The 16,769-nt window shown below is 69.5% G+C and carries 12 protein-coding genes and 1 pseudogene; 5 read left to right on the forward strand and 8 right to left on the reverse strand.

The features are described 5' to 3' along the window. Positions 1 to 29: 29 nt before the first annotated feature. Entirely contained in the window at positions 30 to 1,358 is a 1,329-nt protein-coding gene (locus AWC17_RS20515) for an aminotransferase class I/II-fold pyridoxal phosphate-dependent enzyme (protein WP_085165039.1), read from the forward strand. A gap of 7 nt (positions 1,359 to 1,365) precedes the next feature. Here the strand turns inward: AWC17_RS20515 and AWC17_RS32795 are convergent, their stop codons facing one another. The 7 genes and pseudogenes from AWC17_RS32795 to AWC17_RS20545 form a co-directional block, all read right to left on the reverse strand. Continuing rightward, on the reverse strand, positions 1,366 to 1,524 hold the full coding sequence (locus AWC17_RS32795) for a hypothetical protein (protein ID WP_156174187.1): 159 nt from the start codon (positions 1,522 to 1,524) through the stop codon (positions 1,366 to 1,368). Positions 1,525 to 1,624: 100 nt separating this feature from the next. Further along, on the reverse strand, positions 1,625 to 3,367 hold the full coding sequence (treZ, locus tag AWC17_RS20520; RefSeq protein ID WP_046185610.1) for a malto-oligosyltrehalose trehalohydrolase: 1,743 nt from the start codon (positions 3,365 to 3,367) through the stop codon (positions 1,625 to 1,627). Further along, complete coding sequence (treY, locus tag AWC17_RS20525; RefSeq protein WP_046185611.1) at positions 3,360 to 5,660, reverse strand: malto-oligosyltrehalose synthase; 2,301 nt, start codon at positions 5,658 to 5,660, stop codon at positions 3,360 to 3,362. The genes treZ and treY overlap by 8 nt, the downstream gene beginning before the upstream one ends. Before the next feature lie 3 nt (positions 5,661 to 5,663). Continuing rightward, on the reverse strand, positions 5,664 to 7,862 hold the full coding sequence (gene glgX / locus AWC17_RS20530) for a glycogen debranching protein GlgX (RefSeq protein ID WP_046185612.1): 2,199 nt from the start codon (positions 7,860 to 7,862) through the stop codon (positions 5,664 to 5,666). A gap of 34 nt (positions 7,863 to 7,896) precedes the next feature. Next, the gene (locus AWC17_RS20535) at positions 7,897 to 10,053 is read right to left on the reverse strand and encodes an acyltransferase family protein (RefSeq protein WP_046185613.1); all 2,157 of its coding nucleotides are present in this window, start codon (positions 10,051 to 10,053) and stop codon (positions 7,897 to 7,899) included. A gap of 274 nt (positions 10,054 to 10,327) precedes the next feature. Continuing rightward, positions 10,328 to 10,984 (reverse strand): annotated as a pseudogene (ripD, locus tag AWC17_RS20540) (NlpC/P60 family peptidoglycan-binding protein RipD); the annotation flags it as partial. 331 nt (positions 10,985 to 11,315) lie between these two features. Then, on the reverse strand, positions 11,316 to 11,768 hold the full coding sequence (locus AWC17_RS20545; RefSeq protein WP_046186747.1) for a hypothetical protein: 453 nt from the start codon (positions 11,766 to 11,768) through the stop codon (positions 11,316 to 11,318). Positions 11,769 to 11,830: 62 nt separating this feature from the next. On the opposite strand from AWC17_RS20545, the gene AWC17_RS20550 reads away from it, so the two are divergent. Genes AWC17_RS20550 through AWC17_RS20565 form a run of 4 tightly spaced genes read left to right on the forward strand, consistent with a single transcriptional unit; the run spans position 11,831 to position 15,476 of the window. Continuing rightward, positions 11,831 to 13,135: an adenosylmethionine--8-amino-7-oxononanoate transaminase gene (locus tag AWC17_RS20550; RefSeq protein ID WP_046186748.1), complete on the forward strand. Its 1,305-nt coding sequence runs from the start codon at positions 11,831 to 11,833 to the stop codon at positions 13,133 to 13,135. A gap of 6 nt (positions 13,136 to 13,141) precedes the next feature. Continuing rightward, positions 13,142 to 14,290 carry an 8-amino-7-oxononanoate synthase gene (locus AWC17_RS20555; RefSeq protein WP_046186749.1) on the forward strand — a complete coding sequence of 383 codons (1,149 nt, stop codon included), beginning with the start codon at positions 13,142 to 13,144 and terminating at the stop codon, positions 14,288 to 14,290. Continuing rightward, positions 14,287 to 14,967, forward strand: coding sequence for a dethiobiotin synthase (bioD, locus tag AWC17_RS20560; protein WP_047322966.1), 681 nt, complete (start codon positions 14,287 to 14,289; stop codon positions 14,965 to 14,967). The genes AWC17_RS20555 and bioD overlap by 4 nt, the downstream gene beginning before the upstream one ends. Next, entirely contained in the window at positions 14,967 to 15,476 is a 510-nt protein-coding gene (locus AWC17_RS20565) for a 2'-5' RNA ligase family protein (RefSeq protein WP_046187196.1), read from the forward strand. Before bioD ends, AWC17_RS20565 begins: the two co-directional genes overlap by 1 nt. Here AWC17_RS20565 and AWC17_RS20570 read toward each other — a convergent pair. Continuing rightward, positions 15,473 to 16,765: a hypothetical protein gene (locus tag AWC17_RS20570; RefSeq protein WP_276038578.1), complete on the reverse strand. Its 1,293-nt coding sequence runs from the start codon at positions 16,763 to 16,765 to the stop codon at positions 15,473 to 15,475. The two genes, AWC17_RS20565 and AWC17_RS20570, sit on opposite strands and share 4 nt — an antisense overlap. Positions 16,766 to 16,769: the final 4 nt, after the last annotated feature.

Consider the following 16,769-nt stretch of genomic DNA (forward strand, 5'->3'; position numbering starts at 1 on the left):
TACCTTTGTGCTAGTACATAATTGTCAGCGTGCCAGTACAAAGCAGCATAACCGGGACGGGCGCGGAGTCCATAGCCGCCAGCATCGAAGAGGCCATTTCGGCCGGTTCCCTGACGCCCGGTGATGCGCTGCCGTCCGTCCGCGAGTTGGCCACCCAGCTCGGCGTGAACGCCAACACCGCCGCCGCGGCCTACCGCCTGCTGCGGCATCGCGGGGCCGTGGAGACCGCAGGCCGGCGCGGCACCCGGGTGCGGCACCGGCCGGCGACCACACCCCGATCCCTCCTCGGGCTCGACGTCCCCGCCGGTGTTCGCGACCTGTCGACCGGCAATCCGGACCCCGCCCTACTGCCCCTCGCGGGCGCCACGCTGCCCGGTCCTGTTGCGGGCCGCCCGGTGTTGTACGGGCAGCCGGCCATGTCGCCGGCATTGGTCGAGTTCGCCCGCGCGGCGCTATCCGCCGACGGCGTCCCCGCCGATCACCTCGCGCTGACGAGCGGTGCGCTCGATGGCATCGAGCGCGTCCTGACCGCGCACCTGCGTCCCGGCGACCGGGTCGCCGTCGAGGACCCGGGGTGGGCCAACCTGCTCGATCTGCTCGCCGCCCTGGGCCTTTCGGCCGAGCCCGTTCAGGTCGACGACGACGGGCCACTGCCCGCCAGCCTGGCGCGGGCACTGGACCGTGGGGCGCGCGGGCTCATCATCACCAATCGCGCCCAAAACCCTATGGGCGCAGCGCTATCCGCTGATCGCGCCGACGAACTACGGCAACTGTTGGCGCACCGGGCCGGCGATCTGCTGCTCGTCGAAGACGATCACTGCGCGGGCATTTCCGGTGCGCCGTTGCACACCTTGGCCGGCGTGACCGAGCATTGGGCGTTCGTGCGGTCTGCGTCCAAGGCTTACGGCCCCGACCTGCGCGTGGCCGTCCTCGCGGGCGACCGTCGCACCATCGAGCGCGTGCATGGCCGCCTGCGGCTCGGGCCGGGCTGGGTGAGCCACCTGCTGCAGGATCTGGCGGTCAGCCTCTGGTCGGACCCGGCGGCTGCGCGCCTTGTCGCCACGGCCGAGCGGCAATACGCCGACACCCGCCGTCGGCTATCCGCCGCCTTGGCCGAGCGCGCGATCGCCGCGCACGCACGTTCCGGGCTCAACGTATGGATCCCCGTGCCCGACGAGACGGTCGCGATCACCCGGCTGCTGCGCGCGGGCTGGGCCGCGGCGCCGGGCACGCGGTACCGGATCCGCACGCCGGCGGGCATCCGCGTCACCATCGCGGACCTGGCCGGCGACGAAATCGACCCCCTGGCCGATGCGATCGCCGAGGCGGTGCACAGCGCGGGCCGCCCCAGCGTCTAGGCGAGCGTCAAAGCCCTTCGCCGCTAAGGCTTCCCAGGCCCGGACCCGTCCACAACAGCTCCACGCTGCGTTCCGGCGGCGTCTCGTTGACCACGACAAGGCGAGCCGGCGCCGGCTGCTTCTTCCTCAGCAAGCCGATGAACCGGCCGAATGCGGATTGATTCATGGCCGAATCATCGGCGGTCGCGCGCCCGGCCGCTCACCGCTATCCACAGCCTCGGCGAGCAGACGCAAAATGCCGTGACACGCCGTGTTGTGGCGTGAGTTTACGGCTGCTCGCGCACCGCCAGGATGGCGAACGACTGGCCTTCCAGCACGGTGCTCGCGGCATCGACCGCGGGATGGCCCCAGGCCAGCACCACGTCACCGGCGACGGGCACCTTCACCGCCTCGGCGCCGAGGTTGCACACGATGCGCAACCGGCCGCGCGACACGCTGATCCAGCGTTGCTCCTCGTCGTAGTCAACCGTGAGGTGCTCCAGCCAGGGGTCGGCCAGGTCCGGGTCGCCGTGCCGCAACGCGATCAGGTCGCGGTAGAGCCGGTGCACTCGGCCGTGCTCGCCGGAATCGACCTCGTCCCAATCGAGTTTCGATCGCTGGAACGTCTGCGGGTCCTGCGGGTCGGGGATATCGCCGGCATCCCAGCCGTGTTCGGCGAACTCGGCCTTGCGCCCTTCGGCGGTCGCCGTGGCCAGCTCCGGCTCAGGATGCGAGCTGAAGAACTGGAACGGAGTCGACGCCGCATACTCCTCACCCATGAAAAGCATTGCGGTGAACGGCGTCGCGAGCGCAAGCGCGGCCTTGATCGCCAGCTGGCCGCCGGACAGGTTTTGCGACGGGCGGTCACCGAGAGCCCGGTTGCCGACCTGGTCATGGGTGCAGGCGTAAGCGACCAGTCGGGTGCCGGGGATCCCGGACTTCTCCGTGGTGTCCAACGGCCGCCCGTGGCGGCGGTGCCGGAACGACGAATAGGTGGCGGCGTGGAAATAGCCGTGGCGCAGCGTCTGAGCCAGGGCGGCCAACGAACCGAAGTCCGCGTAGTAGCCCTGGCGCTCGCCGGACACCGCGCTGTGGATGGCGTGGTGGATGTCGTCGGCCCATTGCGCCGTCAGCCCGTAGCCGCCCCGGTCGCGCGGGGTGATCAGGCGTGGGTCGTTGAGATCGCTCTCGGCGATCAGCGACAACGGACGGCCCAACCGCTCTGACAGCCAATCCGTTTCGGTCGCGAGCTCCTCGAGGATGTGGATGGCGGTGGTGTCCACCAGGGCATGGACGGCGTCCAGGCGCAGGCCGTCGGCGTGGAAGTCGCGCATCCAGCGCAGCGCGCACCCGATGATGTAGCGGCGCACCTCGTCGGAGTCGGCGTCGGCGATGTTGATGCCTTCGCCCCACGGGTTGCTCGCCGACGACAGGTAGGGGCCGAACTTCGGTAGGTAGTTGCCCGACGGGCCGAGGTGGTTGAACACCGCGTCGATCAGCACGCCCAGGCCCCGCGCGTGGCAGGCGTCGACGAACCGGACCAGGCCGTCGGGGCCGCCGTAGGGCTCGTGCACGCTGTACCACAGCACCCCGTCGTATCCCCAGCCGTGTGTTCCGGCAAAGGAATTCACCGGCATCAGCTCGACGAAGTCGACCCCGAGATCCACCAGGTAGTCCAGCTTCTCGATGGCGGAGTCGAAGGTGCCGGCACCGGTGAAGGTGCCCAAGTGCATCTCGTAGATCACCGCGCCCTCGACCGGCCGGCCCTCCCAGTCGCCGTCGGTCCAATCAGCGCCAGCCGGGTCCCACAGCTGCGAGCGGGCGTGCACGCCGTCGGGCTGCCGGGGCGAACGCGGGTCGGGCAGCACGGTGGGATCGTCGTCGAGCAAGAACCCGTAGCGGGCGTCCGGCGCCGCGCCGACGGTCGCGTGCCACCAGCCGTCATCCGAGCGCGTCATCGCGTGCACCTGGCCCTCGACGTCGAGCCGGACCAGCTCCGGTTTGGGTGCCCAGACCCGGAATTCAGTCACGGTGGCGCTCCAGCAGCACGACGGGCAGCTCGGCGAACAGTTGGGCCGCCGAGGTCGGTCCGTCCGCGACGGTACCGGTGAGCGCGTCTTTCCAGGTGCCCTCCGGCAGCGCCAGCACGGTGTTGCCCCAGCCGGTTTCGGTCAGCCGCACGGTCCAGCGGGTCACCGCGACGACGATATCGCCGCCCCGGCGAAACGCCAGCACGTGATCGCCGGCATCGCCGCTGGCGAGCACGGGAACGTAGTCACCACGCAGGAAGCTGTCCGGATGGGAGCGACGCACCCGAAGTGCCGTCGTGACGACCCGAATTTTGGGATGTTCCAACGCCTTCAGCGCGGCGCGCCGGGCGGCGTAGTCGACCGGCCTGCGGTTGTCCGGGTCCACCAGGCTGTCGTCCCACAGTTCGGTGCCCTGGTAGACGTCCGGTATCCCGGGCACGGTCAGCGCGAGCAGCTTCTGGCCCAGCGCGTCGCTGGCGGCGTGCGGGTTGAGCTGGCTGACCAACTTGGTCAGCTGGCCGGCCACCGGGCCATCGAACACGGTATCCAGCCACCGGTGTACCGCGTCCTCGAACCCGGCGTCGGGATCGTTCCACGAGGTATGCCAGGCCGCTTCGCGGATGGCCTTTTCGGCGTAGCCGTGCAGCCGGTCGCGCAGCTCGGCGCTGACCTCGCCACTGACCGGCCAGACCCCGAAGATGTTCTGCCACAGGAACTGTCCGGTCGCCGGGTCGGGGGAGGGTGCGTTGATCTCCCAGCGGGCGACGAACTCGGCCCACAGCGACGGGACCTGCGACAGCACCCCGATCCGGGCCCGCACGTCCTCGCCGCGTTTGGTGTCGTGGGTGGTCAGTGTCGTCATCGTCTGCGGCCACAAGCGGGCGCGGGCGGCGGCGCTGTGATGGAATTCCGCCGCGCCGACACCGAAGCGATGAGGTTCGCCACCCACCTCGTTGAGTGACACCAGCCGGGGGTCGCGGTAGAAGTAGCAGTCCTCAACGGATTTGGCGGTGACCGCGCCGCAAAGCTGCTGCAGCCGGGTGACCGGCTCGCCGCCCCGAGCCAGCGCCGCGGCGATCACCTGCAGGGCGGGGCCCAATTCCGGTGACTGTGACTGTGTTTCGGCCAGTGCGGTGGGCATTATCGCCGAGAGGCCCGGGTAGTCGCAGCGGTAGACGCCGATGTGGGTGAGCAACGCGGCCACCGCTTCGGGCAACTGCGGGTGATCGGCGCCGGCCGCCGCCACGATGCTGCGGCACAGCCGGCACAGTTCACTCGCCAGCGTGTCGGTGGCCGCGCGGATCTTGAGTTCCGCCAGCATCTGCGGCGTTGCCCCGTAGTCGAATCCCGCCGACTCGGCGAGTTCGGTGAGCGTGGGTGCACCATTCGGGTCGACGAAGACCCCGCCGATCTCCCGCAGCACGTCGTAGCCGGTGGTGCCGCCGATGGGCAAAGTGGGTTCCAGCGCCTCGTCGACCGCGAGGATCTTCTCGATCACGATCCAGGTTTGCGGGCCAACCGATTCGCGCAGCCACGCCAAGTAGCCGCAGGGGTCGGACAATCCGTCGGGGTGGTCGATGCGCACGCCGTCGACGAGTCCCTCGGCGGCCCACCGGGCGACCTCGGCGTGGGTGGCGTCGAACACGGCACGATCTTCCTGGCGCAGCCCGGCAAGTGAGGTGATCGAGAAGAAACGCCGGTAGCCGCACACACCGTTGCGCCAGCCCACCAGCCGGTAATGCTGGCGGTCGTGCACCTCCGGCCCGCTGCCCTCGGCGGTACCGGGCGCGATGGGTAGCGCCAGGTCGCCCAACCGCAGCAGCTCCCCGTCGACCTTCAGGTCGGCGGCGTCGTCGTCGGAACCCAAGATGGGCAGCACGATGCGGCCGTCCTCGTCGAGGTCCCAGTCGATGTCGAAATATGTTGCGTAGTCCGAGGAACGGCCGTGCCGCAAGACGTCCCACCACCACGCGTTCTGTTGGGGCTGGTCGATCCCCACGTGGTTGGGCACGATGTCGACGATCAGGCCGATGCCGCGCTCCCGCGCCGCCGCCGACAGCCGCGCCAGCCCGTCGCGGCCGCCGAGCTCGGGGGAGACCGTCGTCGGGTCGGTGACGTCGTAGCCGTGGTTCGACCCGGTGGCCGCTGTCATGATCGGGGACAGGTAGAGGTGCGACACCCCGAGTTCGTCCAGGTAGTCCAGCAGGTTCTCCGCGTCGGCGAAGGTGAAAGCGAACCCGCTGGCCTCACCGCGCAGCTGCAGCCGGTAGGTCGACAGTATGGGAAAAGCCATGCGTCACATGGTCTTACGCAGCACCAGCAGCGAACGTCCGGGCAGCGAGACCTTCTCTTTGGCATTCACCAGCTGGTCGGCGTCACCCGCCGGATGGTTGGTGTCCAGTTCCACGATCCACTCCTGGGCATAGTCGTTGTTCGGCATCACGAACTCGACCGGGTCCTCGCCGGCGTTGAAGCACAACAGGAACGAGTCGTCCACCACCCGCTCACCGCGGCCGTTCGGCGCGGTGATGGCGTCGCCGTTGAGGAACACCGCCACACATTTGTGAATGCTTTCGCCCCAGTCCTCATGCGTCATCTCGCGGCTACTCGGATTCAGCCAGGCGATATCGCGCACTTCGTCGCCGCTGCGGATCGGCTCACCTTCGAAGAACCGGCGCCGGCGGAACACCGAGTGGTTCTTGCGCAGCGACGTGACTTTGCGCACGAATGTCAGCAGGTCCGAATTCTTGTCGACCAATGACCAATCCATCCAGGACAATTCGGAGTCCTGGCAGTAGACGTTGTTGTTCCCGTGCTGGGTGCGGCCCAGCTCGTCCCCATGCGCGATCATCGGCGTGCCCTGGCTGAGCATCAGGGTCGCCCAGAAGTTGCGCATCTGGCGGCCGCGCAGCGTCATGATCTCCGGGTCGTCGGTCGGTCCCTCGACGCCGCAGTTCCACGAGCGGTTGTGGCTTTCGCCGTCCCGGTTGTCTTCGCCGTTGGCCAGGTTGTGTTTTTCGTTGTAGGAGACCAAGTCGTTGAGCGTGAACCCGTCGTGCGCGGTGACGAAGTTGATGCTGGCGCTGGGGCGTCGGCCGGTCGCCTCATACAGGTCCGACGACCCGGTCAGCCGGGACGCGAACTCGCCCAGGGTTGCGGGCTCGCCCCGCCAGTAGTCACGCACAGTATCGCGATACTTCCCGTTCCACTCCGTCCACAAACCCGGGAAATTTCCAACCTGATAGCCACCCTCGCCGACGTCCCATGGCTCGGCGATCAATTTGACCTGGCTGACGATCGGATCCTGCTGCACCAGATCGAAGAACGCGCTCAATCGATCGACGTCGTGCAGCTCGCGGGCGAGCGTGGCGGCCAGGTCGAAGCGGAACCCGTCGACGTGCATCTCGGTCACCCAGTAGCGCAGCGAGTCCATGATCAGCTGCAGCACGTGCGGGTGGCGCGGGTTGAGGCTGTTGCCGGTGCCGGTGTAGTCCTTGTACAACCGCAGGTCCGTGTCGACGAGCCGGTAGTACGCGGCGTTGTCGATGCCACGGAAGTTGATGGTCGGCCCCAGATGATTGCCTTCGGCGGTGTGGTTGTACACCACGTCGAGGATGACCTCGATGTTGGCCTCGTGCAGGCTGCGCACCATGGATTTGAACTCGGCGACGCTGGCGTTGCGATTGGCCGCGTACTGGTTGTGCGGCGCGAAAAAGCCGAAAGTGTTGTAGCCCCAGTAGTTTCGCAAGCCCAGGTCCAGCAGCCGCGAGTCGTGCATGAACTGGTGCACCGGCATCAGCTCCAGGGCGGTGATATTGAGCGACTTGAGGTAATCGATGACCACCGGGTGGGCCAGGCCGGCGTAGGTCCCGCGCAGCTGCTCGGGGATGCCCGGGTGGGTCTGGGTCATCCCCTTCACGTGGGCCTCGTAGATCACCGTCTCGTGGTACGGGGTGAGCGGCGCCCGGTCCGAGCCCCAGTCGAAGAAGGGATTGCTCACCACGCTGGTCATGGTGTGGCCCAGCGAGTCGACCATCGGGGGAGTCCCGGGGTCGGCGTCATCGGCATTGGGGCCGTCGGGGTCGACGGCCTTCATGTCGTAGGAGAACAGCGCCTGGCCGAAGCTGAAGTCGCCGTGGAAGGCCTTCCCGTACGGGTCGAGCAGAAGCTTGCTCGGGTCGCAACGGTGGCCGGCCGCCGGATCGAACGGCCCGTACACCCGGAAGCCGTAGCGCTGGCCCGGGGTGATGTTCGGCAGATAGGCATGCCAGACAAAGCCGTCGACCTCATCGAGGGGAATCCGCGACTCCGCGCCGGCGTCGTCGATCAGACACAACTCGACCCTCTCGGCAATCTCGGAGAACAACGAGAAGTTGGTCCCCGCGCCGTCATAGGAAGCACCCAGCGGATACGGGTTCCCCGGCCACACGGTGGCCAGTTTCGGCTGTTGATTGGCTACGCCTGCTTCTGAAGCGTGATTGTCGGTCGGCACCATCTGACCTTATCCGCGCTCGGCGGCGCGGGGCGCGTCACCACCAACCGGTATTGGCCGCGATCTGGCGGCCCAATTCGCCTGCCATGGTCCGCACGTAAGTGGGGGTGAGGTGATGGGCGCCGTGGTAGATCAGAACGTTTCCCTCGACCGGGCGGCACACGTCGGTACGGCAGATCGCGTCGGACATGTCGAGCACCTTCAGCAGCGGGAACTGTGTGACGAAGTCGAGGGTCTGATTGCGGTCGGACAACGCGTCGGAACGCTTGATCGCGCACGACTGGGGGCTGCCGCCCTTCTTGGCCAGGCAATCCGCCGGGTCGAACGGCTGGCCGTTCTTCACCAACCATGGGGTGTCTCGGATGCCGAGGATCGGAATGTTGTTGTCGGAGAACCTCTGCCAGATTCCGATGTAGGTCGCCGGCATCACGTCGCCGGGCTTGATGTTCCACGGCCGGGTCGTCGTGGTGAACACGTAGTCGGGACGGTCGGCGATGACCTTGGCCATCGTCTGTTCCACCCACTCCCGGCACTGCGGGTAGGTGGCGTTGTTGCCCATGATCAACGGGACTTCCTCGGTGGACAACGGGCAGCCCATCTTGAGATACGTCACCACCTTGAAGTGATGCGTGGTGCCGAGCAGGCTCAGCGCGGGCAGCCAGTGTTCGGCGTGGGAGCCACCCGCCAGCGCGATCGTGCGGTCGGCGGCCACGTCACCGTAGGTGCAAACCACCACCGCCGGATTGACGAAATCGCTGATGCAACCGTCGCGGGTGGAAGCCGGCAGGTCTTCCTTGACCTCCAGCACGTTCGGCCGCATCGGCAACGCCGGCACCCGCACGCGTTCGGTCAGGGCGCGTGCCCCCGGATAGTCCTGCGGGTTGAGCACGCTGAGCTCCTTGCCCGCGGACCGCAGGACCGTGACGTGCTGGCGCCACGTGAACGACGTCGCGGTCAGCGTCACGCCGAGCAGCACGATCGCCGTTCCCAGCGCCATCGTGGGCCTGGGCAGGCGCGCCAGCCACGCCGGTGCCGGCGCCGGTGATCCCCCGGCGGTGCGGTAGCGCAGGGGATCCTCGACGAGCCGGGTGGTCAGGTACGCCAGCAGCCCCGACACCAGCAGCACCGAAGTGCCTTCGACGAAGTTGGCGTGCCGGTGCCCGGTGAAGGACAGCCAGAAGATCAGCAGCGGCCAGTGCCACAGGTAGAGCGAATACGCCATCGCGCCCAACGCGACCAGCGGTCCGGTCGCCAGCAGGCGATTCGGCAGCGGCAGCCGGTCATTGTCGGCGCGGTCGCCCTGCAGGTTGGCGCCCGCCAGGATCATCAGCATGGTGGCCCCGACAGGCACCAAGGCCCACGGGCCGGGGAACTCCGTCACGCCGTCGATCAGGGCACCACAGGACACGATCGCGGCCAGCGCGACCGTGGCCACCACCGTTCGCAACCACATCGGCCAGCGGATGGACGGAACCAGCGCGCCGACCAGCGCGCCGAGCAACAACTCCCAGCCGCGCGCGAAGCTGTTGTAATAGGCGGCCGCCTGATCGCCCTGATGCGCCACGATGGCGTAGACGAAGGAGGCCACCGTCAGCGCCGTCAGCAGCGTCAGGAAGAGGGTGCGCAGGTGGGCGCCCAACGGGCGTCGGAACAGGTAGGCGCATCCGGCGATCAACAGCAGGAAGCCGACGTAGAACTGCCCCTGCACCGACATGGACCAGATGTGCTGCAGCGGGCTGACCGCTTCGCCCGCGCGCAGGTAGTCCGACGCGGTGTTGGCCAGCTCCCAGTTCTGGTAGTAGCCCAGGCTGGCGAGGCTCTGGTCGGCGAAGGTCTCCCAGCGGGTCTCCGGTTGCACCAGGATGGTCAGCACCGCGCATCCGGCCAGCACGACGACCAGAGCGGGGACCAGGCGGCGGACGAGCCGGATCACCTCCGCTACCGGGGACAGGGTGACGGCCGGATTCAGGGCCGCGCGAATGATCTTGCCGCCGAAGAAGAATCCGGACAGCGCCAAGAACACGTCGACTCCGCCGGAGACCCGGCCGAACCAGATGTGGAACACGGCGACCAGCGCGATCGCGATGCCGCGTAGGCCGTCGAGGTCGTAGCGATAGAACCCCGCATTACGCGCTGCCTTCGCGACCGGTTCCGCGGTCGCGACCGGTGGGGAAGGCGGGGACAGGGTCGACATGATTGACCGCTAATTTACCGAAAACCGCCACCCGCTCCCGTTTAGGAGCAGGTGGCGGCGTTCGGAAGTCCCGGAAAGCGCCGGGAAATTACCGGGCGGTGCCGGCGGCCGGCGGCAGGAACGGCGATTGCTGGGGCGGCAGCAGCTGCACCGGAGCCTGTTGCGGCGGTACTTGCTGCGTCGGCAGCTGCACCGGGGCCCGCTGCAGCGGGGCCTGTTGCGCCGGCAGTTGCTGCAGCGGCGCTGGTTGCAACGGCGCCTGCGCGGACTGCTGCTGCAGCGGCGCTTGCTGCAACGGGGCCTGCTGCGTCGGGGCCTGTTGCGCGGGCAGCTGCTGCACCGGAGGCTGCTGCAACGGAGCCTGCTGGGTCGGCGCTTGCTGCGTCGGTGCCTGCGTCGGCACCTGCTGCGGCAGCTGCTGGACCGGCGCCGACTGGACCCCGAGGACTCGGACCAGATAGGGAGCCATTCCGTTGGCGCGCACCGGGGAAACCTGGACGACGTCGCCCACCTCGAGCATCTGGTTGTTACCCAGGTACATCGCGACGCTCTGGGTGCCTTCGGGGCCGTAGAAGATCAGGTCGCCCTTGTGCGCTTGCTGCGGCAGCACCTTCTCGCCGACCTTGTACATCGCCCCGGACGACCGCGGCAGCTTGATGCCCGCGCCCGCGTAGGCGTACTGCATCAGGCCCGAGGCGTCGAATCCGACGGTGTTGATGCCCGTCCCCGTGCCGCGGGTGGGCCCATTGATGCCGCCACCGGCCCAGGAAAAGGGCACGCCGCGCTGCGACAGCCCGCGCGCGATCACCACGTCGGTGGCCTGCTGGTAGTCCATCGGCCGGGTGCCCGGGTCAGCGGACGCGATCCCCGGAGCGACCACCGGGGCCGCAAGCATCGCCAAACCGATCGCGAAGGCGTAGATGCGTTTCATTTTTCTTGGCCTCTCAGGGCTCCGTGGCCTCAGCGCGGTGACTACACGCGTCCGCCGTCGATCCATGCCCTGGACGACGACCTCCACGTTGGGACCGACGCCACTGCATGTCACTTGCGGATGTGAACACCGGGGCAGGCCCCTACTTTTCACATCAGTCACTGCAGCCACTCTGACAACAAATGGTGTTAGCCGCCAGGTCCCGGCGGGATTATTTGTCGTAACGTGACCGGACGGTGACTGGGCGGCCCAATCCCGTATGCGCAGTTGTGATTTCGGTCTCAGTCGGACGCCCGCGGCGCGCGGGGGCCGAAATGCGGCGGCGGCGCGCCTACATCCAATAGCGTTCGCTGAATGTGGTCAGGAGGGCGCCCGCGACGGAGCTGACCATGATCAGGGTGAGGGCCAGCACCGGCCAGAAGGACATGTACCAGCCCTTCAGCATGGAGACGATGGGGCCGAGGAAGGCGGCGGCGATCGCCGCACCGATCCCGCCCCACACCACCGGGCGGATGTAGTAGTCGACCCCGAAGGGGACCGGCCCGCATGTCTCGTCGGCGCAGACGTGCTCGAGGAAGCCGAAGAGGCGGGTCGGCCACGTCGTCGCGGTGGCAAGGACGATGAGCACGGTCAACAGCGCGACGGTGCAGGTGACGTCCCACGCGGCCAGCCGCACCCGGATGATCCGTGGCGCTTCGTCGTCGTAATCGACCAGCGGGGAATTGGTGCCCGCGGTCGGATAGGGGCCCGCGGCGGGGGTACCGGGCGGATGCGGCGTAGCCATCGGGTCCCATGCTCCCCGATGGGCGGCCTTTGTGCGACTCGGCTGCTTTACCCTCGATCACTATGCCTGCGGCGAGGGCCGGGTTGACGCCCGAGCAGATCAGCGCGATCGACGCTGCGCATCTATGGCACCCGTACAGCACCATCGGCAGCGAGGCCGTCGCGCCGGTGGTGGCGGTCGCCGCCCGGGGCGCCTGGCTGACGCTGATCCGTGACGGCAAGCCGTTCGAGGCGCTCGACGCGATGAGCTCCTGGTGGACCGCGATCCACGGGCACGGCCACCCGACGCTGGACGCGGCGCTGACCGCGCAGCTGGGCGTGATGAACCACGTCATGTTCGGCGGGCTCACCCACGAACCGGCCGCACGGCTGGCGCAGCTGCTGGTGGACATCACCCCGGCGGGTTTGGACACCGTTTTCTTCAGCGACTCCGGCTCGGTGTCGGTCGAGGTCGCCGTCAAGATGGCGCTGCAGTACTGGCGCAGCCGCGGGCGGCCCGGCAAGCACCGGCTGATGACGTGGCGCGGCGGCTACCACGGGGACACCTTCACGCCGATGAGCGTCTGCGACCCCGAGGGCGGCATGCACTCGCTGTGGACTGACGTCCTGGCCCGCCAGGTGTTCGCCCCGCAGGTGCCGCGCGACTACGACCCCGCCTACAGCGAGGCGTTCGAACAGCAACTCGCGCAGCACACCGGCGAGCTGGCGGCCGTCATCGTCGAGCCCGTGGTGCAGGGCGCGGGCGGGATGCGCTTCCACGACCCCCGCTACCTGCGCGACCTGCGCGAGTTGTGCCGACGGCACGACGTGCTGCTGATCTTCGACGAGATCGCCACCGGCTTCGGGCGCACCGGCGCGCTGTTCGCGGCCGACCACGCCGGGGTGAGCCCGGACATCATGTGCGTCGGCAAGGCGTTGACCGGCGGGTATGTCACCCTAGCGGCCACGCTGTGCACCACCGACATCGCACACACCATCAGCGCCGGCGAGGCCGGCGCGCTGATGCACGGTCCCACCTTCATGGCCAACCCGCTGGCGTGCGCGGTGTCGGTGGCCAGCGTCGAGCTGCTGCTCGACCAGGACTGGCGCGCGCGGGTCGGCGCGATCGCCGGTGGGCTGGCGGCCGGACTGGAACCCGCCCGGGCCCTGCCCGGCGTGACCGACGTGCGGGTGTGCGGCGCGATCGGCGTCATCGAGTGCACCCGTCCGGTCGACCTGGCCATCGCCACCCCGGCGGCGATGGATCGCGGCGTCTGGCTGCGCCCGTTCCGCAACCTCGTCTACGCGATGCCGCCCTACATCTGCTCGGACGGCGAGATCGCCCAGATCACCTCGGCGATGGTCGAGGTCGCGCGCCTCGTAGGCTGATCCCCGATGAGGACACCGATCGAGACGTCACCGCTGGCCTGGCTGGAGGCGGTGGAGCGACAGCGCCGCGAGGCCGGGCTGCGTCGTTCGTTGCGCCCGCGGCCGGCGGTCGCCACCGAGCTGGATCTGGCGTCCAACGACTACCTCGGGCTCTCGCAGCACCCCGACGTGATCGAGGGCGGCGTTGCGGCGCTGCGCATGTGGGGCGCCGGGGCCACCGGTTCCCGCCTGGTCACCGGTGACACCGAGCTGCACCAGCAGTTCGAGTCCGAACTCGCCGAGTACGTCGGCGCCACCGCGGGCCTGCTGTTCTCCTCGGGTTACGCGGCCAACCTGGGCGCCGTCGTCGGCCTCTCGGGCCCGGGTTCGTTGCTGGTGTCCGACGCCCTGTCGCACGCATCCCTGGTCGACGCGTGCCGGCTGTCGCGGTCCCGCGTGGCAGTGACTGGACACCGTGACGTCGACGCGGTGGAGGCGGCCCTGGCCTCGCGCGACGAGGAGCGCGCCGTCGTCATCACCGAGTCGGTGTTCAGCGCCGACGGCGCCCTGGCGCCGCTGCGGGAACTGCACGAGGTCTGTCGCCGCCACCGCGCGCTGCTGATCGTCGACGAGGCCCACGGCCTGGGCGTGCGCGGCGGCGGGCGCGGGCTGCTGCACGAGCTCGGCCTGGCGGGCGCCCCCGACGTGGTGATGACCACGACGCTGTCCAAGGCGCTCGGCAGTCAGGGCGGCGTCGTGCTCGGACCGGCGGCGGTGCGGGCGCACCTGATCGATGCGGCGCGGACGTTCATCTTCGACACCGGCCTGGCGCCCGCGGCGGTCGGTGCCGCGCGGGCCGCCCTGAACGTGCTGCGGGCCGAACCGTGGCGACCCGAGGCGGTGCTGCGGCATGCCCGCATCCTGGCCGAGGTGTGTGACGTCCCCGAAGTCCCGCAGTCGGCGGTGGTGTCGGTGATCCTGGGCGACCCGGAAGTCGCCCTGGCCGCCGCGACCGCCTGCCTGGACGCCGGCGTGAAGGTGGGCTGCTTCCGGCCCCCGACCGTGCCCGCCGGGACGTCACGGCTGCGGCTGACCGCGCGCGCGTCGCTGGACGCGGGCGAACTCGAGATCGCCCGGCGGGTGCTCACCGACGTGCTTGCTGTGACGCGCCCTTGACCGTCCTGGTCGTCACGGGCACGGGCACCGGGGTCGGCAAGACCGTCGTCACCGCGGCGCTGGCCTGTCACGCCCGGCAGGCCGGCATCGACGTGGCGGTGTGCAAACCGGTCCAGACCGGTACCGACTCGGGTGACGACGACCTGGCCGAGGTCGCCCGGCTGTCCGGCGCGACCGAGCTGGCCGGGCTGGCCCGCTACCCCCAACCCTTGGCGCCGGCCGCCGCCGCCGAGCAGGGCGGCGCGGCGCTGCCCACCGGCGACCAGGTGCTGCGGCTCATCGTCGGCCTGGACCGCCCGGGGCGGCTGACGCTGGTCGAAGGGGCCGGCGGGCTGCTCGTCGAGCTCGCCGACGCCGGCGTCACCCTGCGCGATCTGGCCGTCGAGCTGGGTGCCGCGGCGCTGGTCGCGGTCACCGCGGAACTGGGCACCCTCAACCACACCGCGCTCACCCTGGAATCGCTTGCCGCGCATAACGTTCCGTGCGCCGGGCTGGTCATCGGCAGCTGGCCGGCAAACCCCGGGCCGGTGGAGACGTCGAATCGCTCCGCCCTGGACCGGCTGGGTCCGGTACGGGCTGTGCTGCCGGCGGGGGCCGGATCGCTGGACGCCGCGCAATTCGCGGCGATCAGCGCGGCGGCGTTCGACCGCGACTGGGTAACCGCGCTGGTCCGCTGATGGTGCATTCCATCGAGCTCTTCTTCGACCCCGACGCCGAGGCGACGATCCGTGGGCTCTGGGATGCGCTGGCCGCCGCCGGGATTCCCAGCCAGGCGCCGGCCGGGCGGCCGCACGTCACGCTCGCGGTGGCCGACCGCATCACCGGGGAAGCCGACGCGGCGTTGCGGCCGCTGACCGAGCGGCTGCCGCTGGCCTGCACCGTCGGCGCGTCATTGCTGCTCGGGCGGTCCAATGCGATCCTGGCCCGGCTCATCGTGCCAACGACGGGGTTGCTGGATTTCCACGCGGAGGTGCACCGGCTGTGCGGCGAGCATCTGACCCCCGCGCCGGCCCCCACCAGCCTGCCCGGCCAGTGGACGCCGCATGTCACGCTGGCCCGCCACGTCGGGGGACCGGCGCTGAGCCGGGCGCTGCGCATCGCGGGGCGGCCCGCGGTCGTCGAGGGCGGCTTCGCCGGCCTGCGCCACTGGAACGGCGAGAAGAAGGTCGACTACCTGATCCGCTAGCCGCCGAACAGCAGGTACAAGCCGGTGAACGTGTAGCCGACCATGACCAGCATCATCGTCAGCTGGCCGGTGAGCTGGTGGCCGCTCGGCAGCAGCCGCAGCGCCTTGTCGTGGGCTGCGATCACCGCGAGGATGTGGCCGGTCACCACGCAGGTCACCTTGATCCCGGCCAGCACCGGCGGGTGGGTGGACAGCAGGTAGGCGACCTGCTGGTGCGCCAGCCCCAGCAGGTTCCACCCGCGGCCGAACGGATCGGCCAGCGCGAACACGGCCTGCTGTCCGCGCTCGACGAGGTAGGTCAGGTAGTGGGCGAAGACGTAGCCCACCACGATCGGGATCAGGGAATGCGCCATCTGCCCGGGCAGGGCTCGGCGTTGCTCCCGATCCACGCCGCCCGTCGCACGCGCGGCGAGCGAAAAGGTCACGGCCACAATAGAAATGAAGACAATCAGCCCGAGGCTTCGCAGCAGCGACGACGACAGCGTCGGCGGCAGGCCGATGCCGCGGGAGAGCCCATCGGCGAAGCCGCGCCACGTTGGGGACGACGAGAAACTGTCGAACGCCGTGGATCCCAGCAGCACCGCGAGCAGCACGACCACGCCGGGCCGCACGGGCAGCGACGGCAAATGGTCGAGCGGGTTCCCGACGACGATCAGCCCGCTGGGCGGGTTGCGGCGGAACGGGGACAGGCGGGACACCGCCATGCTGTACACCCCGAACGGGTCGGCCCGGGCCAGCCAGCGCTGGCCACACAACCAGGCGCCCACCAGCATGGCCGCGGCATAGCCGCCCAGCCACGCCCGCACCCACGGCAGCGAAGCCGGATTCGGGCTGGCCAATTCCATCCAGACGAACGCGAACAGACCCAGCGCGGCCGGGCGGTAGCCCCAGCGTTCGGGATAGGACAGCCGCGCCCGGTGCAGGCGCTCGGGCGTGACGCGCCGCAGCAGCAGGTAGACCGTCCGCATCGGCGAGAGGACGCGCCAGACCGGCCCGACCACGAGCGACACCGCCACCAACCCGACCCACAGCAGCACGTAGAACACGCCGAGCAGCGCATTGGTCTCCGACCGCGGGCCCCACACCCCGGCCGCCACTGCCCACGCCGCGAACACCAGCGCCAGCGCGGCGGCCGTCCACCGCGTCGCCCGGGCGTCGACCACGGCGGTCACCGCCGCCGGCAGCTGGCGGCCTGGCTTGAGCGGATCAAACCGCGGCCGCCGCCACGCGAACGCGACCAGCGCGAAGGTGAAGGTCAGCGCCCACGCCGCGCCGACCATCGCGTACATGTAC

It is taken from the genome of Mycobacterium nebraskense (genome assembly GCF_002102255.1).
GTDB lineage: Bacteria > Actinomycetota > Actinomycetes > Mycobacteriales > Mycobacteriaceae > Mycobacterium > Mycobacterium nebraskense.

Coding starts and splice junctions, on each gene's coding strand:
- AWC17_RS20565 (WP_046187196.1), top strand. CDS start 14,967: ATGGTGCATTCCATCGAGCTCTTCTTCGACCCCGACGCCGAGGCGACG.
- treY (WP_046185611.1), bottom strand. CDS start 5,660: ATGGCTTTTCCCATACTGTCGACCTACCGGCTGCAGCTGCGCGGTGAG.
- AWC17_RS20550 (WP_046186748.1), top strand. CDS start 11,831: ATGCCTGCGGCGAGGGCCGGGTTGACGCCCGAGCAGATCAGCGCGATC.
- AWC17_RS20555 (WP_046186749.1), top strand. CDS start 13,142: ATGAGGACACCGATCGAGACGTCACCGCTGGCCTGGCTGGAGGCGGTG.
- AWC17_RS20535 (WP_046185613.1), bottom strand. CDS start 10,053: ATGTCGACCCTGTCCCCGCCTTCCCCACCGGTCGCGACCGCGGAACCG.
- AWC17_RS20570 (WP_276038578.1), bottom strand. CDS start 16,765: ATGTACGCGATGGTCGGCGCGGCGTGGGCGCTGACCTTCACCTTCGCG.
- AWC17_RS20545 (WP_046186747.1), bottom strand. CDS start 11,768: ATGGCTACGCCGCATCCGCCCGGTACCCCCGCCGCGGGCCCCTATCCG.
- glgX (WP_046185612.1), bottom strand. CDS start 7,862: ATGGTGCCGACCGACAATCACGCTTCAGAAGCAGGCGTAGCCAATCAA.
- AWC17_RS32795 (WP_156174187.1), bottom strand. CDS start 1,524: ATGAATCAATCCGCATTCGGCCGGTTCATCGGCTTGCTGAGGAAGAAG.